Annotated in this window: 24 protein-coding genes and 1 pseudogene; 14 read left to right on the forward strand and 11 right to left on the reverse strand. The window is 42.3% G+C overall.

Annotated features, from left to right (window positions below; all coding sequences use genetic code 11):
* Positions 1–10: 10 nt before the first annotated feature.
* From cdhD to CI957_RS07010, 4 genes are all read left to right on the forward strand, one after another.
* Positions 11–1330 (forward strand): CO dehydrogenase/acetyl-CoA synthase subunit delta, encoded by a 1320-nt coding sequence (cdhD, locus tag CI957_RS06995; protein ID WP_096711244.1) that lies wholly within the window; start codon positions 11–13, stop codon positions 1328–1330.
* A 1-nt stretch (position 1331) separates the two neighbouring features.
* The gene (gene acsC, locus CI957_RS07000) at positions 1332–2744 is read left to right on the forward strand and encodes an acetyl-CoA decarbonylase/synthase complex subunit gamma (RefSeq protein ID WP_105460147.1); all 1413 of its coding nucleotides are present in this window, start codon (positions 1332–1334) and stop codon (positions 2742–2744) included.
* An 84-nt stretch (positions 2745–2828) separates the two neighbouring features.
* Positions 2829–3938 carry a DUF362 domain-containing protein gene (locus CI957_RS07005; RefSeq protein ID WP_096711242.1) on the forward strand — a complete coding sequence of 370 codons (1110 nt, stop codon included), beginning with the start codon at positions 2829–2831 and terminating at the stop codon, positions 3936–3938.
* Between the two features lie 207 nt (positions 3939–4145).
* Entirely contained in the window at positions 4146–5138 is a 993-nt protein-coding gene (locus tag CI957_RS07010; RefSeq protein WP_128754547.1) for an aspartate-semialdehyde dehydrogenase, read from the forward strand.
* A gap of 125 nt (positions 5139–5263) precedes the next feature.
* Here CI957_RS07010 and CI957_RS07015 read toward each other — a convergent pair whose 3' ends face one another.
* The 4 genes from CI957_RS07015 to CI957_RS07030 form a co-directional block, all read right to left on the reverse strand.
* On the reverse strand, positions 5264–9595 hold the full coding sequence (locus CI957_RS07015) for a cobaltochelatase subunit CobN (RefSeq protein ID WP_128754570.1): 4332 nt from the start codon (positions 9593–9595) through the stop codon (positions 5264–5266).
* Positions 9596–9752: 157 nt separating this feature from the next.
* Positions 9753–10112, reverse strand: coding sequence for a DUF2149 domain-containing protein (locus tag CI957_RS07020; protein ID WP_128754548.1), 360 nt, complete (start codon positions 10110–10112; stop codon positions 9753–9755).
* Positions 10109–10732: a MotA/TolQ/ExbB proton channel family protein gene (locus CI957_RS07025; protein ID WP_128754549.1), complete on the reverse strand. Its 624-nt coding sequence runs from the start codon at positions 10730–10732 to the stop codon at positions 10109–10111. Before CI957_RS07025 ends, CI957_RS07020 begins: the two co-directional genes overlap by 4 nt.
* Positions 10733–10753: 21 nt before the next feature.
* Positions 10754–11431, reverse strand: a complete 678-nt coding sequence (locus CI957_RS07030) for a DUF2162 domain-containing protein (protein ID WP_128754550.1) — start codon at positions 11429–11431, stop codon at positions 10754–10756.
* A 311-nt stretch (positions 11432–11742) separates the two neighbouring features.
* Here CI957_RS07030 and CI957_RS07035 point away from each other — a divergent pair, with 311 nt between their 5' ends.
* The 4 genes from CI957_RS07035 (at position 11743) to CI957_RS07050 (ending at position 15028) form a co-directional block, all read left to right on the forward strand.
* Positions 11743–12798, forward strand: coding sequence for a 60S ribosomal export protein NMD3 (locus CI957_RS07035; RefSeq protein ID WP_164909053.1), 1056 nt, complete (start codon positions 11743–11745; stop codon positions 12796–12798).
* Complete coding sequence (locus CI957_RS07040) at positions 12795–13934, forward strand: ATP-grasp domain-containing protein (RefSeq protein ID WP_096711641.1); 1140 nt, start codon at positions 12795–12797, stop codon at positions 13932–13934. Before CI957_RS07035 ends, CI957_RS07040 begins: the two co-directional genes overlap by 4 nt.
* A gap of 83 nt (positions 13935–14017) precedes the next feature.
* Positions 14018–14512, forward strand: a complete 495-nt coding sequence (locus CI957_RS07045) for a transcription factor (protein ID WP_096711642.1) — start codon at positions 14018–14020, stop codon at positions 14510–14512.
* A 3-nt stretch (positions 14513–14515) separates the two neighbouring features.
* Complete coding sequence (locus CI957_RS07050) at positions 14516–15028, forward strand: TIGR00295 family protein (protein WP_096711643.1); 513 nt, start codon at positions 14516–14518, stop codon at positions 15026–15028.
* A gap of 29 nt (positions 15029–15057) precedes the next feature.
* On the opposite strand, the gene CI957_RS07055 is transcribed toward CI957_RS07050, so the two are convergent.
* Positions 15058–15375, reverse strand: coding sequence for a PHP domain-containing protein (locus tag CI957_RS07055; protein WP_096711644.1), 318 nt, complete (start codon positions 15373–15375; stop codon positions 15058–15060).
* Between the two features lie 264 nt (positions 15376–15639).
* Between CI957_RS07055 and CI957_RS10645 the strand changes: the two genes are divergently transcribed.
* Entirely contained in the window at positions 15640–15777 is a 138-nt protein-coding gene (locus CI957_RS10645) for a hypothetical protein (RefSeq protein WP_164909054.1), read from the forward strand.
* A gap of 112 nt (positions 15778–15889) precedes the next feature.
* Here CI957_RS10645 and CI957_RS07060 read toward each other — a convergent pair whose 3' ends face one another.
* Positions 15890–16057: a hypothetical protein gene (locus tag CI957_RS07060; protein WP_375363017.1), complete on the reverse strand. Its 168-nt coding sequence runs from the start codon at positions 16055–16057 to the stop codon at positions 15890–15892.
* Positions 16058–16245: 188 nt separating this feature from the next.
* On the reverse strand, positions 16246–16863 hold the full coding sequence (gene wrbA, locus CI957_RS07065) for an NAD(P)H:quinone oxidoreductase (protein ID WP_105460215.1): 618 nt from the start codon (positions 16861–16863) through the stop codon (positions 16246–16248).
* A gap of 413 nt (positions 16864–17276) precedes the next feature.
* Here wrbA and CI957_RS07070 point away from each other — a divergent pair.
* Positions 17277–17516: pseudogene (locus tag CI957_RS07070) on the forward strand (IS5/IS1182 family transposase); the annotation flags it as partial.
* Here the strand turns inward: CI957_RS07070 and CI957_RS07075 are convergent.
* From CI957_RS07075 to CI957_RS07090, 4 genes are all read right to left on the reverse strand, one after another.
* Positions 17480–18280 (reverse strand): ABC transporter permease, encoded by an 801-nt coding sequence (locus CI957_RS07075; protein WP_128754552.1) that lies wholly within the window; start codon positions 18278–18280, stop codon positions 17480–17482. The pseudogene CI957_RS07070 and the gene CI957_RS07075 overlap by 37 nt on opposite strands.
* A 9-nt stretch (positions 18281–18289) precedes the next feature.
* The gene (locus CI957_RS07080) at positions 18290–18922 is read right to left on the reverse strand and encodes an ATP-binding cassette domain-containing protein (RefSeq protein WP_128754553.1); all 633 of its coding nucleotides are present in this window, start codon (positions 18920–18922) and stop codon (positions 18290–18292) included.
* Positions 18923–19131: 209 nt separating this feature from the next.
* Complete coding sequence (gene sfsA, locus CI957_RS07085; protein WP_128754554.1) at positions 19132–19854, reverse strand: DNA/RNA nuclease SfsA; 723 nt, start codon at positions 19852–19854, stop codon at positions 19132–19134.
* A gap of 26 nt (positions 19855–19880) precedes the next feature.
* Positions 19881–20225, reverse strand: a complete 345-nt coding sequence (locus CI957_RS07090) for a DUF5518 domain-containing protein (protein ID WP_096711647.1) — start codon at positions 20223–20225, stop codon at positions 19881–19883.
* 81 nt (positions 20226–20306) lie between these two features.
* Between CI957_RS07090 and CI957_RS07095 the strand changes: the two genes are divergently transcribed.
* The 4 genes from CI957_RS07095 (at position 20307) to CI957_RS07110 (ending at position 24697) form a co-directional block, all read left to right on the forward strand.
* Positions 20307–21119 carry a metallophosphoesterase gene (locus CI957_RS07095; protein WP_096711648.1) on the forward strand — a complete coding sequence of 271 codons (813 nt, stop codon included), beginning with the start codon at positions 20307–20309 and terminating at the stop codon, positions 21117–21119.
* Between the two features lie 286 nt (positions 21120–21405).
* Positions 21406–21912 carry a DUF367 family protein gene (locus CI957_RS07100; RefSeq protein WP_128754555.1) on the forward strand — a complete coding sequence of 169 codons (507 nt, stop codon included), beginning with the start codon at positions 21406–21408 and terminating at the stop codon, positions 21910–21912.
* Between the two features lie 14 nt (positions 21913–21926).
* Complete coding sequence (locus CI957_RS07105; protein ID WP_096711650.1) at positions 21927–22379, forward strand: TIGR00725 family protein; 453 nt, start codon at positions 21927–21929, stop codon at positions 22377–22379.
* A 104-nt stretch (positions 22380–22483) separates the two neighbouring features.
* Positions 22484–24697, forward strand: coding sequence for a DNA topoisomerase I (locus CI957_RS07110; RefSeq protein ID WP_096711651.1), 2214 nt, complete (start codon positions 22484–22486; stop codon positions 24695–24697).
* Positions 24698–24703 lie beyond the last annotated feature (6 nt).

Raw genomic sequence — 24703 nt, forward strand, 5'->3', positions numbered from 1 at the left:
TGGAAGTGGAATGTCAGATAAACTCAAACTTTCAGACCTTAATAATATCTTAAAAGACCTCGATGTGGAATCCCTGGAAGGGGTTACTATTGAAGGTGACATAGAACTTGATATACAGGGAGGCGGGGGAATGAATCCGGCTATGGCTTATGCCCTTGGCCATGAAGCCGCCCAGATCTCCCTTCATGTGGCAAACATCGCCAGAATGCTGGGCTATCCTGTAGACCAACTCTTTGCACAGTGTCTTGGAGCCGGAGGAGAAGCTGCAGCATTACAGACAGAACCTGCAATAGAGGAACTGTTGCAGGCTAAATTCGATGTTGCCAGAAGTAGCGAATGGAATACACCTATCCAGGAAGTAACCCTCGGTGCAACTTCCGCAGACGGAGGAAGCCGTGACCACACAATAACCCTGGGTGGCGAAAAGGCAATGCCATTCTATTTTGATGCAGAAATGCCCAACCGTAATTATGTCACAATGGATGTCTTTGACATGCCTATCTCAATGGCAAAGGCTGTCAAATCCAATTACGAAGACGTTATGGGGGACCCTGCAGAATGGGCTAAAAAAGTTGTCAATGAGTATAATGCGGATATGGTTACAATTCACCTGATTTCTACAGATCCTTTAATCAATGATACTCCTGCAAAAGAAGCTGCAAAGGTAGTAGAGGATGTATTACAGGCAGTTGATGTGCCTATCGTAATCGGTGGTTCAGGAAATCCACAGAAAGACCCTGAAGTACTTGAAAAAGCCGCAGAGGTTGCCGAAGGAGAATGTGCCCTGCTTGCATCCGCAAGTCTAAACCTGGATTATGAAAGGGTTGCAAAGGCGGCAACGGATTACGGTCATGCAGTCCTTTCCTGGACCCAGCTTGAAATCAATGCTCAGAAAGAACTCAACCGTAAACTAATGAAGCAGTGTAATGTCCCACGTGAAAGCATTGTGATGGATCCAACAACAGCAGCCCTGGGATATGGTCTTGACTATGCTTACAGTAACATGGAAAGGGTACGATTATCCGCCCTTATGGGTGACGATGAACTTAACTTCCCGATATCCTCCGGTACCACAAATGCCTGGGGCGCACGTGAATCCTGGATGAAACAATCACCCCTTAAGGAAGATTCTGACTGGGGACCCAGGGAATACAGGGGACCCATCTGGGAGATCGTTACAGGACTGTCCCTTGCCCTTGCAGGCAATGACCTGTTCATGATGATGCACCCAACATCCGTACAGGTGCTCAAAGAGATTACACAGACTCTCTATGGCAATATTGAAGCAAAGAACCCGGACATCACCAACTGGATCACTGCGGAGGTATAATATGAAGATAAACAGCCCCCTTGATGCTTACAAATACCTGCCGGGAACAAACTGTGGCAGGTGTGGTGAAGATACATGTATGGCCTTTGCCTCACACCTTATCGACCGTTCCAAAAGTGGCGAAGACTGTCTGCCCATGGTAGAGGAAGACAAGTATGCAAAGAAACTCGAGGAACTGGAAAAACTGCTTGCCCCGGAAATCAGGGAAGTTACCATTGGCACTGGTGAAAAATCAGTCACCATTGGTGGAGATGATGTCCTTTTCCGTCATAAATTGACCTTCTTCAATAAGACAGCCTATGCATACGATATCACCGACACTATGGATGATAAGGAACTTGAGGAAAGAATCAATACTATCCAGACTTTCAAGAAATTCTATGTGGGAGAATTCCTCAACCTTGATATGGTAGCGGTACGGTGTGTATCCGGCAAACCCGAAACTTTTGCAGATACTGTGAAAAAGGTAATCGGACTTACAGAATTACCACTTGTACTCTGTTCTTTTGATCCGGCAGTATTAAAAGCCGCCCTGGAAGTAGCAGCAGACAAAAAGCCACTAATGTATGCAGCCAACCAGGAGAACTGGAAAGAAGTTGCCGGCCTTGCAAAGGAATACGAGGTGCCTGTAACCCTGTTCGCACCGAATGATCTGGACTTGCTCAAGTCAATGGCAAAGACATTTGCAGAAATGGGACGAGAGAACCTTGTGCTTGACCCGGGAACCTTCCCCACAGGCAAGGAAATGAAGACAACGTTCGAAAATTTCCTGAAGATCAGAAGAGCAGGTATAGATGGGGATGGCGAAGTTGCCTATCCCATAATGGCCGTTCCCCTGACTGCCTGGATGGCCTACGATGATGATGTCAGTGCATCCTACTGGGAAACTGTGGTAGCCTCCGTACTCACTGTTAAGTACGGCGACATCATGATCATGCACAGCATAGAGCCTTATGCATTGCTGCCTGAAGTGCACCTGAGAGATACCATTTATACGGATCCAAGAAAGCCTGTAACTGTTGATCCGGGTGTATGGGAAGTAGGTTCACCTACTGCTGATTCACCAGTTATAGTTACCACAAACTTTGCCCTCACCTACTATACAGTTGAGAGTGATATTTCTTCCAACAAGATAGACTGCTACATTGTGGTGGCAGACACCGAGGGTATCGGTGTGGAAGCCGCTGTTGCCGGTGGACAGCTGACCGCAGACAAGATCAAGAAGACTCTGGAAAATGCCAAGTTTGATCTTAAGGAAAAGACAAACTACAACACCGTCATCCTGCCCGGCCTGTCCGCACGTCTGCAGGGAGATGTCGAGGACAAGGTGGGTTCAAGGGTACTCATTGGACCGGCAGATTCCGGCAGGCTTCCAGGATGGCTGGAGAAAAACTGGCCACCACAGGATAAATAAACTAAAAAAGCATCCGTTAAATACGGGTGCTTCAATTCTTTTTTTGCACCAAATTTATTAGTGCTGAAGATAGATGTATCACCCATGAAAAGCAAAGTCTTTTTTGTAGACCTGAAAGTGCGCAGAGATTGTGAAAATACAATTCAGAAGATCAAAAGATTGTATGATACAGCAGGTTTTGACAGAATCATCGATGAAGGCGATTTCACTGCCATTAAAATGCATTTCGGGGAAAAGGGCAATGAAGGCTTCATAAGTCCGGTCAACGTCAGACAGGTTGTGGATAAGATCCATTCTTCGGGTGCAAAGGCCTATCTTACCGATACCAACACCCTGTACTCAGGATACCGCCACAATGCTGTAGACCACCTTACAACGGCAATTGAACATGGATTTGGCTATGAAGTCACCAGGGCACCACTGATAATTGCAGACGGGCTGTTGGGCAACGGGTTCCGACAGATACCAATAAAGGGGAGACATTTTGACAGTGTTAAAATCGCATCCGAACTGCTTGACTGCCAGAGTATGATCGTAATGTCCCATTTCAAGGGCCATGAGCTTGCAGGTTTTGGAGGGGCGATCAAAAACCTGGCAATGGGCGGAGGTTCAGTAGCCGGGAAAATGGAGCAGCATGGAGGGCTTCATCCGGAAATTGATGCAGAACGATGTAACGGATGCGCAACCTGTGTGGAAGTATGCCCCTGCGATGCAATGGAGATTAATAGCGACAATATATCCACTATCGATGACGACAAGTGTATAGGCTGTGGAGAATGTATGACAGTATGCCCGGTCGAGGCGATTGATTTCAATTATGCCGATATACCCGACTTCATGGAAATGATAACCGAATATGCCCTGGGCACCGTTGCCGGCAGGCAGGAAAAAATAGGCTACATGAATTTCCTTGTCCGCATCACACCCGACTGTGATTGCGTGCCCTGGAGCGATGTATCGCTGGTACCGGATATAGGCATCCTGGCATCCACAGATCCGGTGGCTATTGACCAGGCAAGCCTGGACCTCGTAAACGAACAACAGGGTTTTACTGCATCCAAACTTGAAGAAAATATTGAACCCGGCAAAGACAAGTTCAAAGGTGTCTGGAAAAACAGCGCAGGAGATATCCAGTTAAGTTACGGTGAAGAAATAGGCCTTGGAAACCGGGATTATGAGCTGATCAGGATTTGACTCAAAACTAATAGCAGAAGTTTGTAAGTCTTGATGATAATATTATTATTCTATGGATATCCTATAATGCAGCAAACAGCCTTATGAGTAAATTGCAGATTAATTGGTGAACATCACAGTTCCCAAAAACAAAATTCACTATCATTAAAAATATCAATAAAAATTCGGGACATATCTGATTGCCCGACAGATAACGGACGATACAAAATGAGTTACAAGATCGCAATAATGGGTGCTACCGGTGCGGTAGGCAGAGAAATTATCGAAGTATTGAGTAACAGGAAGTTCCCGGTAGAAGAATTGAAACTCTACGCATCACAGAGGAGCGCCGGCAAGGTAATGGAGACCCCTTTCGGAAAAATTACCATCGAAGATGCGGACACGGCAGATTACTCCGAACTTGACATTGCCTTTTTTGCAATAAGCGGCTCGTGGAGTAAGGCTAATGCCAAGAAAGCAACCGATGCAGGATGCTATGTGATTGATAACAGCAGTGCATACAGGTATGATGACAACGTGCCTCTTGTGGTTCCGGAAATCAATACTCATGCTATCGGGGATTCAAAGCTGATTGCAAACCCCAACTGTACAACCGCAATCGCAGCCATCCCCCTTTATGCCCTCCATAAAGAGTATGGTCTGGAGAAGGTCATTATCAGCACCTACCAGGCAACCAGCGGTGCAGGAGCCGCCGGGATGAATGAACTGATCAATGAGACAAGGAACTATCTTGAAGATAAAGAGGTATACCATCAGGCCTTTGTCCATCCTATTGTTTTCAACACTATCCCCCATATTGACAGTTTTCAGGAAAACGATTACACCCGTGAGGAGATGAAAGTCGTCTGGGAAACCCACAAGATATTTGAGGAACCCGATATCCCAATCAGCTGCACCTGTGTGAGAATCCCGACTCTCAGGGTTCACGGGGAAAGCATTGTTGTCGAAACTGAAAAACCAATTTCCCCGGATGAAGCCAAAAAACTGCTGGCATCGGTCGAAGGTGTTGAGTTGAAGGATGATATCGAGAACAATGTGTACCCGATGCCCCTGACAGCCACCCAGAAATACGATGTGGAAGTTGGCAGGATCAGGCAGAACATCGTGTTCGGAGACCACGGCCTGGAATTCTTTGTCTGCGGTGACCAGATCCTCAAGGGCGCCGCCCTTAATGCAGTACAGATTGCCGAAAAACTTTAAGTAGACTGATTTTGTGTAAAAGGAAACCTGAAAGGCCTTTTTTTTTACATATCAGCAGAAATTAAAAAAAGTGGATATCCTGTGATTTAAGGATATCCTTATCTGCTCTTTTTGTCTTCGTTTCCTTACATCTGTCTCCTTCTGAAACCAATATACATGGCACCAACTGCTGCGAGTACCAGCACGGTTCCAACAATATCAGCACTTGAGAAGGATGAGCCGCCGGAGTTATCGTTCCGCGGGTTTTCCTTGGTCATCTCATACCCTTCCACATAATCACTGCTGGATTCTGCTGACTCGGATGTTGGTTCCTGTGCGGATTCACCATAACCCCCATCCGAAGTGCTGGTGGTCTGGTTTGAGGCTGTACCCGTGGTTGAAGCATTCACAACCTTTGCACTGCCTACACCTCCACTGCTGCTGGAAGAACTTTCGGAATCAGACGGGTTTTCGGATGATCCGATTGCAGCTTCCAGTTGCTCCTTGTATTTGTCCATCGTTTCCTGATCAACAACATCAGCACCTGGGACAGACATAATTCCATCTACATAATCGTCCAGCAAAGGGTTTCCACAGGTATGATGACAGCATGCAGCACCATTTTCAGCAACTGATTCTACATACTCTCTAACAAGGGTTTCCTTTACTTCATCGGATGGTTCCCAGTAACCTTTCCTTACGGCTTCAATCATTCTTCCGGAAATCGATTGATAGGCTTCAGGGCTGTTTTGCTGGAACCATTGTTTCATTTCAGGGTCATTGACAAATGTCTCATAGGTTCGTTTCCAGTCACTATCACGTACAAGTTCTGGGTTTGTAACCTCCCAACCCCACATGTGACCTACAAATTTTGACATCATTCTGCTGCCAGAATATCCGGAAGTTTTCATTCCTTCAATCCATTCCTGATTGAAATACCTAGAGCGCATATTTTTATGCAGGTATTCATCCATGGGAACCATTCCACTTATGTCTCTGTTGCGGGTATCTGATACATACATATCAGGAGTGCTGCCTGAAACGTATCTGGTGGCTAAATTCAACCCACCGAAGTACTGGTAGAAGTCATCATTATCCAGTGTATCGTATAGGTTGGATGAGTCAGAGTGCACGGATGCATCCACATTCATCAAATTTCCTTTCAGCAATTCTGTGGATTTTTTACTCCATACATCATTTCCATAGGCGTAACCCATATTATTGATGTATAACTCAGCAATTTTTTTCTCATTTTCCCATGTACCACTTGCCTCAACAGCATTGGCGACTCCAATTTCATAGGTTCCTGCTTTTACAGCAAAACACCGCATTTTGGCGATTTTCTCAGCCTTTTCTTCACTGTATCCGTCATCGATTAATCTTTGTATTATATTCTGTGTGTTTTGTTTGACATGATTTGTGTAGTTAACAGAAGATGCGTTGTTTGCCATCTGTACAGCACTGTCGACCATTTTTATTTTTCCAGGGAAGGCATCACGCATTCCTGCAGTTGCGTATACAATATCTATCCGAGGTCTTCCTGGATCATCGCCATAACTTGGCCCTAGTTCATTTTCAGGTATTAGTTCAAGTCCATTGACATATCCGTTATCATCCCATGTGGGTTTTACACCAAGTAAATAGAGGATTTCAGCTTCCAGAGTACCGTGGTCTCGTATGAATTCTACACCAAACCTTGAGAATGAAACTTTTCTTGGATATTCACCGTGATTTTCGTAATAATCCTTGAGTAAATCCTGTGCGAGTTTTTTACCTAATTCCCATGTAGCTTCTGATGGATAGAGTTCTGGATTCACTCCATAGAAATTACGACCGGTTGGTACTGAATTTGTATTTTGTATCGGGTCTGTACCTGGACCGGGTGGTATATAACCTGCATTCAGCGCAGATAAGATATTGTCCATCTCCTGTGACGAATCAAGGAGATTTTGTTTATAATCAAGACCTTTTTCAAGCTCTGAAGTGATAGTAGCATTACTATTACTATATATCATATTCTGGGCTTCGGACGGGTCAGTATTGTTGGTAACCACTTCCCATACAAGTTTCCTTGGTCTTGTATCATTTAACGGTATCCCGAGTGGATATTTTGTCTTATTGGTATAAAACGCTCCTCTGAGATTTTCTTTGAAATCGTTACCCATCATCGCACTGACCATAGCAGTCAGCTCATCATTTTCTGGATCAGTACTGTTCTGTGGAGGGGTTTCTCCCAGAACATGCAGTCCATAGGGTATATTTTCTTCAGAGATTTCTTCCAGATACCCGTGTAATTCATTTCTTGCAAATGTGTAAAATGCAGAATCATTGTTACGGAAGTTTTCAAGGGTGCTTTTGTTTAAACCCAAATCCTCATCAAGGTCAAGTTCTATCATTTGATCTATAATCTTGTTCCTGTAACTGTCCTTGACTTCATCTGAAATTGTAGCAGGGCTGTAGTATGTCTGTAGATTCCTTGAAAGATTGTTCATTTTTCCATGAAGACCGCCGTGTTCCAAAGTCGGTGTGAGATGGTCAATGATAAGAGCGTTTCCTCGGTATTCGGCTGTTAACCCTTCACCGACATTTGCTACAATGTATGGATATATATTTGGTAAATCCTGAAGCATTAGGGGTGCCCAGTCGTCTTTACGGTCCATTCCATAGGCAGGTCCCGGCAACCATTCATGTGTGCCGTGGGTACCCATATGTATAATCGCATCAGCGTTCCATTCTTTATTCAACCATAGATAAAACGCAATGTACTGGTGTGTAGGTGGTGTACTGGTACTGTGATACATTGCCTCGTCATTCTGTGTGAACCCTCTGGGAGGTTGTGGCATCAGCCAAACATCACCAAATTGCACTGAAGGTATCACAATGTATTTACCAGTTCCATTTTCCCATATCATAGGGCTCTTATTAACGGGCACATCTTCCTTCCAGGGAGCACCCCATGATGATATCACTTCTTCCTGTTTGTCTTTAGGTACAGTGCTGTTGAACCACTGATGATAAGTTTCTATAGGAATGAGCTGGAGTCCCCATTCAGTACGGTTGTTCACCATTTCATCCAGAACACCTGGTGCCCATGACCCCGCGTTTATACCCTGTTTTTGAACTTTTTCCAGAAGCTCGGTGGAATTGTTGGGTACATTTTCTATATCATAACCGCTCTGGTTCATCCTGTTAAGAAGGTTAACCATACTTGACATGGTGTTAAGATAACTGGCACCTATGTTGTCTTTACCCGGTGGATAATTGTAATAGATAGCAGCGACTTTTTTATCCTGATTATCTTCAAGTTTCAAATCTGCCCATTTAATAGCCCGGTTGGATATCCAGTCGATTTGATGTGGTATAGGTTTATACATTTCTTTTCCATCTTCGTTAGTAATATACCCTATTTTTATATAATCAAAAATACCATCAAGACTGGGAAGAACGGTTTTGCGTGCAGAATCCTGATTGGTGAATCCACGGTTTGCATCTGCCGGGTCAGTAGAGTTTTTGGCTACTATTCCTTTGAGCACAGGTACATTGAGTCGTTTGAGTTCTTCGATACCTTTTTCTGGATTATTAACGTTTAATCTGAAAGATTTAAGCGATATTACACATTGTACTAGTGGATCTCCGCTTTCGTCACAGTAGTAATCAGTGATATTATTAAAAGTCCTGAACCCTGCAATCACATTACAACCTTTACTTTCAAGGTCATCAATTAAAGCGCTGATTGTACCTGTTTTCCCTTCTAAATAGGTTGACTTGTGCATCCACAGACCAATTGTGGGTTTACTTTTGTTGTAAACATGATGAGTCCCTGTATCATTTTTATACCATTTCAGATATTTAGATGTATTATTGAAACTATAAGTATCTGCATCAGGATGAAGAAGTCCTGATTCAGGAATAATAATCGGGTCTTCATAGGTCCAGTTTTGTGTTAGATTGGTTTTATTACCATGCTCTTTAGCCAGGTATATCAACAGGTTATCAGTATTTTTGAGAGGAATTCCAGATGTACCCTTGTTATTGAAATATTGAGTAAATTTGGCATATGCAGAAGTGTTGTTATTGGTTATGGGAGAATAATCAAAATAGTCAGGTGTACCATAGGATCCTGTGTCAAAGAATACTGTTCCATTGTCACTTAGCTGTTTGAGAGTTTCATTCCTCGAGTCAAATATACTACCTGTTAGCATATGAGTGAAGATAACATCCGAATTAGTCAAATTTGCCTCTAACAACTGGTCACTTGGACCCCAAGTAGAAGTATTATATGCCGGAATATTCTTGAAGTTTATACTTTCATTGTATGGATTGGTTTCATTAGCTACTGTTAAAGCGCTTGAACCAATACCAATATAGGTTATATTGACCTGACTTTCATTATTTTCCTCTGCCGATACCGCCGGCACTGCCACTGCCAGCAAAATCAATATACTTAAAACTAATATACTCATCTTTGCATGTTGCATATTATCGCCTCGATAGTATGCAGCACATCCCGACCCAAAAGCCCGCCAGCCGACAGGTCGGGATGGCACCACAATATTTTCAATTTAAATCTATCTACAATTCCCCTTTACATATAATCAATAAACTTGTTTTGATATAGCAAAAAAATAAAACGGGTCATCCTCCCGATTCGTTCTTTCCCTCGGGCACATAAACCACCCGGCCATCTGCCAGCTGGTAGGCCGTACCCAGCGCCTCACCTGTCCCGCCTCCGATCTGTTCGGTCATGTTCAGTACTTCGATTTCCTGTCCCTCTTTGGTAATAATCTGCATGTCTTCTTGCCCCGGATTCTTGACAATGGTTACATCATCCGTGGGAGACAGCAGTTCCGGCAGCTGGACGGACATCACCAGAGCCACCAGCAGGGCCACGGAGAAAACCATGGCTATATCGAATAGGTTGGCCACGCCTGTCAAGGGATTCTCTTCATCTCCTTCATAAAGCAAACCGCTTCGCCTGTATTTGCGTTTTCTCACGCTTCATCCTCCATACAATCCAGAAGATAGTTAATATCTGCCATATCCTGCCAGTACCAGCGTTTACGCACAAGGGTCAGGACATACCCGACGATTCCGGCAAACAGACCGAGTACCGTTGTCGCAAAAGCCACCATCAGATTATGTGCAAGTTGTAAGATGTTGCCTTCTGCAAGACCTATCAAAGCCGGACCGAGGGGGATAAGAGTCCCCATCAAACCCAACATCGGGGAAACAGTGGAAAGGATCTTGGTATACTCCAGATTTTTGGTCATCCTGACTTCATACTCCTCGGAAAGCCAGTCGATAGATGTGGCAGCACTGCTGCCAAGATGGGCAGCAGCATCCCGGGCAAATGACATTACAAGGGAATTTTGCTTTAGTTCTCCCAGATGTGAAGCAGCAGAATCAAAATCGGAGGATTTCACGGAATCCTGCACCCTTTTCCCCACATCCTCAAGCTGAGTGACATTGCGATGTCTCTTTGAATACTCGGAAATGAATTCGCCGATCAGGGCCAGAGATGATACAACTGCTAACAAAAGCAGTATAATAACAGGATACAATAGTGACGAAGAAACTGTATACATTATCTGGAATAAAGAAGAATCTATTGCCATTTTTTATTATCACTCCTTAAATTAATGCTGGGTTTTGATACGATTAAGTGCAAAACCCATCGAGATAAGAATTGCAAAGCCGATGAATGGAATAATATCAAAATCCGGACCGCTGAAATCAGGCAGACCCATCTGTTTTGCGTGCATGTAGGCAGGGGCAATTACTGCACCCATCAGATAGAACAGGCCCAAGAACGTCATGGCATTGCCAAGGGTTGTTGGATCCTTTTTAAGCCTCCTGACAACCAGGGAAGAAGAAATGATGGAAGCAAAAAAGATGACACCGACCCCAAGTCCCAGAAGCGCACTGCTGATCTCAACGGTATTGGAAAGCAGCATGATTGACATAAAAAGGGCAGCAAGGCATACCGGACAGGGCAGGGAGATTACAAGGAAAGTCTTATGGGATACATCCACCCCGCAATTCCATTTTTTGGATGTGTATATTCCCACGCCCAAAAGCAAGAGAGCCATTATCACATGCAAACCCATTCCCAATTGGGAAGCATTCAGCAGGTAGGATATATCGATATAATTCAGAATTACACCTATTATTACTGATAATACAAAATACATCCCTGCAATTGTTAACAGCTGTCTGCGATCAATAGTCGAACATCCACATCCCACTCCGGCCTTAACTGCAAACACAGCTATTGCCAGAAGGATCCCTACAACCGTTAAATATACTGCACTCATTGATATACAACCACCATTATCGGGAAGGTGAAATTTACTTCAAGTCTTTATTATGCCTTCTATGGGCCAATAATTAATTCACCTGACCTGTTTACAAATCAAATACACTTGCTATATCGAATATATCCATATCATATAAAGGAAAGTTTTAGAATAACATGTGTAACCCATTTGGGTAACATAGATTGGAAAAAGAAACTGGTCTTGAGGCAATTAATATAAAAATGGATTATCAAGGACGTATTGAAACAGAAATCCCAACAATATGTCCAAAAGACTAATATACAACACAATATCAAATGCAGCGTCTAATGAAAGAACTCATATGCCCTAAATGTGGCAATCCTACTCACAATCTTTATGAAAATGTGTGCAAGAACTGTTTTTTAAAGCAGTTTAAACTTGCCGAATTAGACCCGGTCATAAGCACCCAGATCTGTGCCAGATGTGGCTCCAAGTACGAAAGGGGGCAGTGGACAGATACAAAACACGATACAAATACAGTACTTGAGAAAGTTGAAAGCGAACTGTTGCTTCATGAAAATGCAGACATAATTGAACTTGGATTTGAACCTCAAAAACTGACTCCCTACCAGTATATTGTTAATATTTACATTCAGGCAGAAATCTACGGCATGCCTCTGGAAGAAAAACTTACAACTGAGGTCCGTGTCCAGCGCAGTGTCTGTGATGCATGCAGCAGGATAGCTGCCGGTTACTATGAAGGAATCATCCAGCTTAGGGCAAGTAACAGGAATCCTACAGATGAAGAAAAGAAAAAATGTGACCACCTGGTCCGCGATACCCTGAGCAGGATGGAGAAAAAAGGGGACAGACTGGCTTTTATTTCAAACATGTCTTCATCAAAGGAAGGGACAGATTACTATATTGGCTCATCCGGAGCCTGCAGGCAGATCTGTAAAATTATAACATCCAAACTTGGAGGAGAACATCAGGAATCCCCGTCCCTGTTCAGCCAGCGAGATGGTAAGGAGCTCTATCGAGTATCATATGCCGTACGCCTGCCAAAATATGTTCCCGGAAATATTCTCTATTTTAATAATCAGGTATTGCAAATAAAAAATTGTGATAAAAAAGCCAAATGTATAGACCTGCAAACCGGCAAGAAAGTTATTGCATCCATAGAAGATATCGAAAAGGCCGAATTCCTGGGTGTATACAATGATTCAATACTGGCTGTGCTGGTGGCAATTGAAGACAATGCCATAATGGTCCTTGATCCCACAAACTACCAGACAGTGACCCTCAAAAAACCCTTTTTCCTGACTGCCAGAGAGGGAGAGGAAATTCCGGTACTTAAAACCGAATATGGAATAATACCCATCCCCGAAGAGATAGAAGCATGAAAAATATCCTGATAATCGGGTACAGCAGCAGGAATATTGCCTGTTCTGCCATGGATGCAGGATATAATGTATATGCAATTGATGCTTTTTGTGACCGGGATCTGGAATATAATACCTGCAAATGCCATGCTTTGATGGAAGAAGACATCCATAAAGTGGATCGGGAAGAAATTGTCCGGATAATGGATAATTTCGAAACGGATTTTGACGGAGTAGTCCTGGGTTCGGGGTTTGAAAATCTTGAGAGGGAAATCTTTGACTGCCCAGTCCTGAATAATTCTGTGAGACAAATGAGAACTGTATCGGATAAAAAATGTTTTGCAGAAGAATTACAAAAACTTGGGATCCCCCATCCTGAAACCCACGTAGCTACTAATCCGCCTCAAATAAACACCCCTATGATACTCAAACCAGCAATCGGGGGCGGAGGAATTTTCAATAAAATAGTAACCAGTGCAGATGAACTGGAATATCAGATTGACAATATATGCAAAGCCGGAAATTTCAAACCGGATGAACTTATTCTGCAGGAAGTCATACCCGGCACTGCAGCAAGTGTTTCCATGATAAGTGATGGAAAACAGGCTACTACAATTGCTGTTAATGAGCAACTTATTGGAATTGCCTGGCTTACTAACATGCCGTTTGCCTATTGTGGAAATATCACTCCCATGCAGACAGCCCATGAAAAGGAAATGATTGAAATCTGCAAAAAATTATGTAAACACTTCGAACTGAAAGGCTCCAATGGAATGGATTTCATAATTACAGAGAAGGGGCCATTGATACTGGAAATAAATGCCAGGTTCCAGGGAAGCCTGGATAGTGTGGAAATTGCAACAGGAATCAATCTGTTTCAGGCTCATGTAGATGCATTTAAGGGGATGTTGCCAGAAAAACCGAAATACCAGCGGTGGGGTGGGAGAACTATACTGTATGCTTCTGAAAAACCGGTTACTGTCCGCAAACAAATATCTGAAGTCTTTGGAAGGGGGCGTTTTGCAGACATCCCGAAATCCGGATATGAGGCATTCCCGGATGAGCCGGTTGTTTCTATACTGGCAGAGGGTAATTCCAGAAGCGATGTAATTGGATATATGAAAGAACAGGCGAAAATGCTGCATAAGATAATGTAATGCAACCCCATAACTATAAATAGCATGAAAGGTAGAAAGCGTAAACTCTACTTATTACTAATTCCTTTCCATGAGGCGATCAATTGATAGATTTAAATGACCCTGTAGTACGAGGATACCTGATACAGCTGCTTGGAGAAGAAGGAATCACAATGATTGAGAATATGCCCGAAGGTGAAGTCACCGACGAGGAAATAGCAGAAGCTACGGGTGTGTTATTGAATATTGTTCGAAGAAACCTATTCATAATGAACGAGAATAAACTTGCTGTATGTCGCCGGGAAAGGGATTCAAGCAGCGGCTGGTTGACATACCTCTGGCAACTTGACATGGATGACATAGATACCCAGCTGACAAAAGAGAAGAAAAAACTCGTTAAGAACCTTCAGGCACGTCTGGATTTTGAAGAGGATAACGTATTTTATGTCTGCCCGGAAGGATGCATAAGGATTCTGTTCAACAATGCAGCTGAGTGCCATTTTCTTTGTCCGGTATGTGGTGAAGACCTGACCTTCCAGGAAAATACGGAAATGGTTGAGACACTAAAAGAAAGACTTACTGCCCTGCAGGAAAGTTGAGCAATGATCTCTTACAGGGATGCAATACTGCTACTCAAAAACGAAGGGTGTTCTGAAAAAGTAATCCAGCACTGCATTGAAGTATCAAGGGCATCCGAAGAGATTGCAGAAAGGCTTCAAAGAAGGGGCTACGATGTTGATATAGAACTCGTCAGAATCGGCGGGCTTTTACATGATATCGGAAGAGGTACCACACACGGCATTATGCATGCAGATGCTGGTAGCCGGCGTGCTACTGAACTGGGCCTTGACGAAAAACTAATAGATATTATAAGGAACCATATTGGTGCAGGTATCCCTAAAGATGAAGCAAAAGAAATGGGACTTCCACCACAGGATTATATGCCCCTCTCCATGGAAGAGAAAATAGTTGCTCATGCGGATAACCTTGTGAAAGGAACAAAACGCATATCCACAGAGGAGCGCATCAACCTTATGAAGAAAAAAGGTATCGGGAAAAAGGCCATCGAAAGAGTTCGTGCCCTTGCAGAAGAACTTGGAATTTGGCAACTTTAAATTTTATGGGATGCAGGAAAGCAATGATCTTATCTGGAAACTCTGCAACACTTTCTCCTGATCATAACTAAATCCATAAGAGAAGATATCTCTTTTGCCCTCTCAAACCTTTCACCTGGCATCTTTGCAAGCACAGTTTTTAGTTTAGCATTCCCAACATCAATACCCATACCCAGTATAAATTCAACGCCATATCTTGACGTAGTGTCACCAACAGAAAGAACACTATCCAGTGTATCATGATCCATAAGACATATAGATTTCAGTCCCACTTCAGAAGCTTCCTTAACCAGTCCGTCAGGTGAAAGTGTACCCCTCGGAATAGAAAGAATGTGTATGCATGTCAATAATCTTATTTTGCCCCTTATAGAATCAAATATACCCGGACCTCAGATAAACTCATAATCCATATATAATTTATGCCAGAATTGTATATATAAGACGTTTAATATATACTTAATATTCATTGGCTTTGTAGAAATACTCATGAGAATACAAATGTAACCACATAGTATAGATTTTCTACAAAGCCAATTTTTTAGAAACTCATAAATAGTGTTTAAACCGAATTATACTGCTGCATAAGGGAAATACAACGAAGGTATTTGATTATGGCAATGTCGAAAAAAGATATAGACAGAAAAAAAGGTGCAAAGAGAGAAAAACTGGCAAAACTGGAAGAATTAGCAGCCAGCGGCAACAAAGATGCCAAAAAGAAACTTGCCAAGGAAAAAAGGAAAGGAAAATAACTTCCTTTCACTTTTTTGACGTATGATTATTAATTTACAATCCATCCTTCAAAGAGTTTGCCGCCGTGCTTATACTCCCGAGCCCGGAAGTATATTGCGTTATACGTAGAGCTTATATGACTTCTTTTTTTGTTGCTCCTTTATTCATTGCCCCTATTACAAGGCCCTGTACCCCATTGATCGCACCGGCAGCGGCACCAAGGGACCTTGCAATGAGAAATTTGTATTTCATCGGGACGCTGCCATCTGAAAGTGCTGTCTGACGGGTGTTCTCCAGCAGAGCGAAGAATTCCGGGTCTGCACTTTTTTATTACTTCAAGTGGTTTTTCGGAAATTTTGTAGATATCTCCATAGTATTCACATGTAGTTTCACTTATGCTACCTGACTCATCCTTGCTGTTGGATTCGAATATTTTTACGTAAAGACTTCAGTATCACAATACCGGCATAGCTTTGAGTTTGCAGAAATCATTCACCTATAAGCTTTCGTGTAATCTCTGCCACATGCCGACCCTGGAAACGTGCAATTCCAAGCTCATTCTCGCTCGGATGCCTAGTATCAGGCCCGTTGCCCGCAATAGTTGAAGCTCCATAAGGACTGCCACCTGATATTTCATCAAGGGTTGTTTGTCTTACCTCTGAATAAGGAACACCCACAATCACCATCCCGTGATGCAGTAAAGTTGTGTGGAAGCTGAGTATGGTCGATTCCTGACCCCCATGCTGGGTAGCACTGGATGTGAAGACACTGCCAACTTTACCGATAAGTGCACCTTGCGCCCAGATACTGCCAGTGCTGTCAAGGAATGTTCGCATCTGGGCAGTCATCATCCCATAGCGAGTCGGAGTCCCGAAGATGATAGCATCAGCTTCCACAAGATTGTCTATACTTACAACAGGTATATGCCCGAAACTCTTTTTGGACACTAACGCCCCCATTTTCTCCAGAATCTCAGGACTAAGAGTCTCCGCTACCTGATAAATTCCGACTTCCGCACCTTCTACTTCCCGGGCACCCTCGGCAATTGCTTCCGCAATCCTGTAAACGTGCCCGTAGAGACTGTAAAATACAATGTTTATTTTCATTGTCCCCACTACCTTGGCTTCTATTTCCATAACAATATGTAACCTATGGTAGATTCATTTTAAATGACAAATAAGTTTTGGTTCTGTTAATATTTTCATAAGAGAACAAATGTAACCACTGATTTCACAGAGGAAATTTTAAGTGTTTTCTCCTTTCCTTATTCCATGAAGCCACAATTTTCCTGTATTTTGCCACAATCAGTCCTCCTATATACCAAACACTCAATACAATACAACAATGAATGAGGGGGTCTGTAGAAAACCTTCCCTTTAAATTCCACTAGTACATTATCATTTTTATAAGAAGTCCCCAATGTGATTGTGGCTATAAAAAGCACAATGGAGATGAATGTGTTTTGTTACAGATTGAGAACTGGAACTCCCATTAAATCTGTGACTTTATGGTATGCGGTCGAGAAATGAGAAATGAATTTGCTGAAGACATCTATCATTACAGAAAGCTGGTAGAGACGATGTTTTCTGTTTTAAAAAGGAGATATGGGGAAGAACTGAAGGCAACAAAATACAGAAATCAGGTGAAAGTGGTCAAGTTCAAATTATTAAGTTATAATAGAGACAGGACAACTTCTATTTCAGTAATTATTCAAATGAGGAATTATACTTTTTTAATATCTTCGACCATCAGGTCATAATCATCAAAGCCTTTTTCCACGACTACAATTACACAAATCAGGACACCCAGCACAGTAGTTACAAAAATCGCTACCATTATGGTTATCTGGTATTTGATAGCCAGTATGGGATCCACTCCCCCCAATATCTGACCGGTCATCATGCCCGGCAGGAATACTATACCCATAGTTGCCATGTTGGCAAGAGTTGGTTTGAGAGAAGATAGCATACTCCTTTGCATGTAGGGAAATAAGGCTTCTTTCTTGGATGCACCAACACAAAGCCTGTACAGGTAACGTTGTTCATTGTTCTTTACATCTTGATAAAAATCATTCAATGCAACAATATTTGCACGCAATGAGTTGCCCATAAGCATACCTGCAATGGGTATGAGATAGCGAGCCTCAAAGATATCATCAAGTTTTATGATAAAACCGGTAAAATAAAACAGAACCAGTATGTTTGCAATGGAAAAAAGGATTAGCATTGTGGGAAGAAAAGGTCCTGTCTTGAAATCCGTTCCTTCGAGTATGGTATATGTTGCAAAGAACAGCATTACAAATACCCATAAAACGTTAATAAGCGGGTTATTAATATCAAAAACTACGGTAAGCAGAAGCCCTGTCAGGAATAACTGGAAAGACATCCGCGATACGATAATGACACTTTTCTTTATGATACCCAATTTGAAATAATAACTTACCAGAAAAGGAAGAATAAGCAACAAGGCGCAGAATATGAATCCGGAGGGTCCAATATTTTGAATTAAGTTAATTTCTGCCATCTATGCACCTCATTTGTTCGGAATATCCACAACACGCAAACCTTCTCTTTCCCACTGGGGATCGTGTGAAATGACAACTACTGTTAATGAAGGGTCATTGACAAAATAGTCAACTACCTTTGATTTTAATGAAGAATCGAGGGAAGAAGTCGGTTCATCAAGCAAAAATACATTTCTTTCCAGAAGTAGAGACAAAATGAGTATAATACGTTGTTTTTCCCCTCCAGAGAGAGATTTGAATTCTTTTTTGAGAATGGAATCATCAAGTTCAAACCATTCAAGCAATCTTTGGATTTTTTCAAAATCCAAAGTAAACCCAACGGCATTATAGGAGAATATAGTGTCAAAGAACTCGTTTACACTATCTCTTCCAACATCAACATCCTGGGGAACATAGGCTATTTTTGTACGCACAACAGAAACAGAATTACCATTAACCGGCAAATTATCAAAATAAACATTACCACCTGAAGGGTACATCAATCCCAGTAAACACAGGAAAAGGGTGGATTTACCGGTCCCGGATTTCCCCCGGATTAGAACTTTTTCACCTTCCTTTATTGTAAGATTGAAATTCTCCAGAACCCTCTGATGCGAATGAATAATGCTAAGGTCCCTGTATTCAATAATATTTTTATCCATATACACCAACAGATTCCCATATAGCAGAAAGTAGAAAAGTAAACACCATATTTATGGTTTGTTATACATAAAATATATACTCATAATTGGCATATACATAATCAACCTCAAATAATTAATTGATCCTGTATATGCTTATTCTTGAGCGTATTGAAAAGAACATACAACTTGCACATTACCAATTTTATCCAGTATGGCCTGTAGCCAATTCAAATTTCATGTAAAGGAAGTATCATATTAAAATAAATATTCCTTTGCCGAAAGGTGAACAGAAGCGGATAAAAATCTACTCCTGCCTCCCTGGCCTTTTGATATGCCCCGTAGAATTGTGGGTCCATTAGCCGGTTAGGGGAAAAATATTTTGCATCAGGCCTGAAAACCAGAAATAGAACCGCTGCATTGTCCCCGTTTTTCTTTGCCAGTATAAGTTCATCAAGGTGACGTTTGCCCCTTATTGTAGGAGCATCGGGAAAAAGGGCTACTTCATCCCTAACAAGGGTACACCCTTTAATCTCTACCCAGATACGTTTGTCCCCTTTGAAAACAAGAAAATCCAGTCTGCTGTCACCAAGTTTTTGCTCAGGCAAAATTGAATCCACCCGCCCCAGGGGACTAATGTCAGGACACGATAATACCCACTCAGCAATCTTGCGATGATATGCAGAATTTACAAGTATCCATTCAGCATCCTTTTTTGCAGCAATGAGGTCCCATTTTGTTTTACGATGGGGATTTGTCGCCTTTTTCAGTAGTAACCCGTTTCCCCTGTAAAGCAGATCAACCAGCCTTCCGGGGTCATGAACATGGACAGCCACATTTTGCTTACCAGATGACAGAATATCTACAATCGCAACAAATCGGTTGGGACGGCTAATGAAGACGGCTTCAGCATCCCATCCAATATGCATTACCCGTTTTTCTGATTCAGCCATATACATACCAATAATCTGACATCCTTTTAATCATGAGCCAGCAGTCCACCGAGAACTGCTCCAATAATACCAATTATGCCGGTATGCAACATAATCAGGACGAACATGCCTGCACCCAGTCCTGTAACAATTGCCATCAAACCCGGTATATTGTGAAAAAGGGAACCCACAAAGCCTGCCAGAATAAAACCGGGAATCACCATCAATATGAACATTAATGTGCCTACTAAGAAGCCATCCCATGCAGAACGCACCTCGGAATAGGCTCCTGCAAAGCCACCTATAAATGGAGAAAGCATGTTTACAAACGGAACTAAATAAAGTACAAATGTAACTATCAAGCCTATAACGGCACCTTTGATCAAACCCATTTTTCGCCTCCATCAATATAAGCCCATATCAACCATAATTAATTTAAATATTCCTATACAGAAGTCTCAAAGAGAGTGGATATGAACCAAAACGAACAATTTCAGGCCAATCTAGCAGATGCGAGAATCTTGTTCAGGGAAGAAGATGCAGTAATAAGAATAAAAGAACTTCCCACAATGATAATCGGGGATTTGCATGGAGACCTTGAAGCCCTGAACATGGTAATTTCAATTAAAGAAGAGTTAGAACCTGCAAATATAATATTCCTGGGAGATTATGTAGACCGGGGAAGAAATTCTGCAGAAGTCCTTTCAAGATTATTGAAATTAAAGATTGCCTCACCGAAAAATGTCTTCCTCCTGAGAGGGAATCATGAAACAAAGCAGATGAACGAGAAAAGGGGATTCTTTGATGAGCTGAAAGATAGTGAGCTGTTCAATTTTGCTAATATCGTGTTTGAAGAAATGCCTGTAGCAGCTGTAATAAATAAAAAAATATTCTGTGTCCACGGCGGTATCGAGGATATCAGAAAAACAACAACGATCACAAAACAAGATTCATTTAATTATCTCTGGAATGACCCCTCAGAGATACCGGGCCTGAACTTCTCCATAAGAGGAAGAAGCATACGGACCTTTGGCCCCGATATTGTGGAAGGATTCCTGCGCCTTAATGACCTCCAAATGATTATTCGTGCCCATAGTTCACTGGATACAGGATATAAATGGTGGTTTGGAAATAAATTGCTATCAATACATTCCACGCTGAATAAGCATGGGACACCCGTAAAGGGTGCTGTATGCCTTATAAAAAAGGATCAACTGGACATATACACATATGGAAAAACGGGAGATGGTGCAAGGATTATTGACAAAACCAGGCATGATCTTTGATTGTAAAATACCCTGGCATCCGAAAAAGTCCTAATTATATTAGACAGACATCCCAAATATGCAAAAAAGGAAATGGAATTATACAAAGTATTCGCCGTTAACATTTAAATAGTAGAACAACCCTCATTTTATAGTGGGACAGATTAGCAAGTCTGCCCGGCCCCCGCACAGTCCGGGAGCAAATATCATACAACCACCTTTGTTGATTCTGGCCGGCACGAAACCGGCCGGATCACAAGCTTTTTTGAACAAACAATATGTATTATTAATGAATAATATAGCCTGAATGAAAGACTTCAGACTCCATATTTATCATGCCCGTCAATGTGATCCCAAAAAGTGCACAGGCAAAAGACTCAAAAAATTTGATCTGGTCCGACTGCATGAAAAAATACATTCACTCCCAAAGGGATCCATCTTACTGGACCCACTGGCAGAAAAAGCCCTTTCGCCTGCAGACAGTGAGATTTCAAACATTATTGTCCTTGATTGTTCCTGGAATACCGTGGAAGAAAATTTTCCTAAACTGTTGCGCCGCAAGTTACAGCATCGTGCGCTGCCCTTTCTACTAGCTTCAAATCCGGTGAATTTTGGCAAACCTTTTAAGTTAAATTCTGTCGAAGCTTTTGCCGCAGCTTTGTATATTTTGGGAAATAAAGAGCAGGCAGAAAACATTCTGTCAAAGTTTAGATGGGGACATACTTTTCTGGAACTTAACAGACAACCTCTGGAAGATTATAGTAAAGCGAACAATAGTGAGGACATTATACAAATCCAAAATGAATACATCTGAGTAGGAGGTAAAATATGGAGATACAAATTGGAGTTATCGGGGCCGGGTCCTGCGACAGTGAAATCGACAGCCTTGCAGAAGAGGTGGGAAGAGAGATTGCAAAAAGGGGAGCATACCTTCTTTGTGGTGGCATGGAAGGTGTTATGGAAGCTGCCTGCAGGGGATGTAAAAAAGAAGGTGGCAAAACTGTTGGAATACTTCCCGGGTCTTCTGCAAAACAAGCAAACCCTTATGTTGACATCGCCATAGTAACGGACATGGGACACGCAAGAAATGCAATCATTGCGGCTTCATGCGATGCGGCTATAGCAGTTGGTGGGGAATATGGTACATTATCAGAGATTGCATTGTCTATTAAAAACGGCAAACCAGCCATCAGACTTTGTTCAAAGTGGGATATTGAAGGAACAATCCCTGCCCATTCGGCAAAAGAAGCGGTAGATATGGTATTCAAAAAAATAAATTGAGACTACATTATTGATATTTGCTGAAAGATACATTTATATGCAATGACTCTTTTGACAGAAATATTTATAGAAAATAGAAAAAACAACTTATAACGTGATCCTCAATGCATCTGATAATAGCCGAAAAACAAATTGCAGCAAGACGAATTGCATCTATTCTCAGTCCAAAAAAGCCGCAGAAAAAAAGGATTAGCGGTATTGACTCCTATGAGTTTGGGAACGATGAGAAAACCATAGTTATCGGGCTTAGCGGACATATAGTCCAGCTCGATTTCCCTCCCGCATACAATAACTGGCAGAAGGTTGAAGCAAAAGAACTCGTAGACGCCGAACTTATTATTACACCTACCCACGCAAAAATTGTGAGCGCCCTGAAAAAACTCGGTAAAAAGGCAACAAAGGTTACTATTGCCACTGACTACGACAGGGAAGGTGAACTTATTGGTGTTGAAGCTCTCAATATCGTAAAAGGAGTAAACGAAAACATCGAGTATGAAAGGGCAGTATACAGTGCAATCACACCTGCAGCTATCAAGGAAGCATTCGAAAACACTACAAAAATCGATTTCAATCTCGCAGATGCAGGACATTCCAGACAGGTAATTGATCTGGTATGGGGTGCCAGTCTCACACGTTTTATTTCCCTGGCCTCCAGAAGACTTGGAAAGCAATTCCTATCGGTCGGACGTGTACAATCACCAACCCTTGCCCTTATTGTGGACAGGGAAAAAGAGAGAGAGGTTTTTGTACCTGCGCCTTACTGGGAAATATATGTAGACCTGGTTAAAAACGGAGAAAATTTCAAGATCAGGCATAAGAAAACCCGCTTCTGGGAAAAGGAAGAAGCAGACAGGGTATTTGGAGTTATTGGTGATGAAGCACTGGTTTCCTCCCTGGAAACTTCCACTAAAGAAGACAAGACACCCATGCCGTTCAATACAACCGAATTCATAAGGGCTGCCAACTCGATTGGATTTACCCCGGCCAATGCCATGAGAATAGCAGAATCCCTCTATACCAACGGTTATATTTCATACCCCAGAACCGACAATACTGTCTATCCCTCAACAATTGACCTGAGAGAACAGATAGAAATGTTCTCTAAAGGCCATTTCAGTGAATATGCAAAAAAACTGTTGGCAAAAAAAGAGCTCAAACCCACAAAGGGAAAGAAAGAAACTACAGACCATCCGCCAATCTTTCCTGCATCAGTTGCGAAGAAATCCCAGCTTAAGGAAGATGAATGGAAAGTGTATGAACTTGTAGTCAGGCGGTTCTTTGCCACTTTTGCCGAAAATGCAGAATGGGAAACCATGAAGGTCAGTTTTGACATCAATGAAGAGGAATTCAGGGCAAATGGTTCCCGGCTTGTAAAGCCAGGATGGAGATGGTATTACCCATACAATGCTCCGGAAGATCGATTGTTCCCTGCTTTGGAAGAAGGGGAGATACTTCCTGTTAATGATAAAGAAATGCTTGATAAGGAAACGAACCCCCCGGGCAGATATGGTCAGGGAAGACTCATCAAAATGATGGAAGACATGGCGCTGGGAACAAAAGCCACACGTCATGAAATTATAAGCAAACTTTACTCAAGAGCATACGTGCATGGCAATCCCCTCCAGCCTACCCAGACTGCATATGCGGTGGTAGAAGGGCTGGAAAATTATGCCCCCACAATTACCAGACCAGACATGACCAGTACTCTCGAAGAAGACATGGACCGCATTGCAGAGGGTAATATATCTGAAGAAAAGGTACTGCAGCAATCCAGGGACATGCTGAAAGATGTCTTTAAGGAACTGGAAGAGAACCGTGAGAAAATATCCGAATCCCTCAGGGAAGGCCTGAGAAAAGATAAGATCATAGGCAAATGTCCGGATTGTGGTTGTGACCTGATCGTACGCCGCTCACGCCGGGGGTCAAGATTTATCGGATGCGAAGGATACCCTGACTGCACATTTTCCCTGCCCCTTCCAAAAAGCGGACATATACTTGTTACCGACAAGACATGTGACAAACACAGCCTGTACCACATAAAAGTAAAGGGGCAGAAGAAAAGAGCATGGGATCTGGGGTGTCCTTATTGTAACTACCTTGAATGGAAAGAAGAACAAAAGAAAGAAAAAGCTGCAACTCCGCGACCGGAAAAGATCAGTGATATTCCGGGTATCGGGAAAGTTACCGAAGAAAAACTAAATTCTGCAGGCATTTCAACTGTCGATGAACTTGAAAATTCAGATGCAAACGAAATTTCAAAAACTACAAATATACCTCTGGGTAAAATAATCCGATGGCAGGAAGCAGTTGCATATTAAGAGGGA

This window comes from Methanohalophilus sp. WG1-DM (genome assembly GCF_004104135.1).
GTDB classification, from domain to species: Archaea; Halobacteriota; Methanosarcinia; order Methanosarcinales; family Methanosarcinaceae; genus Methanohalophilus; species Methanohalophilus euhalobius.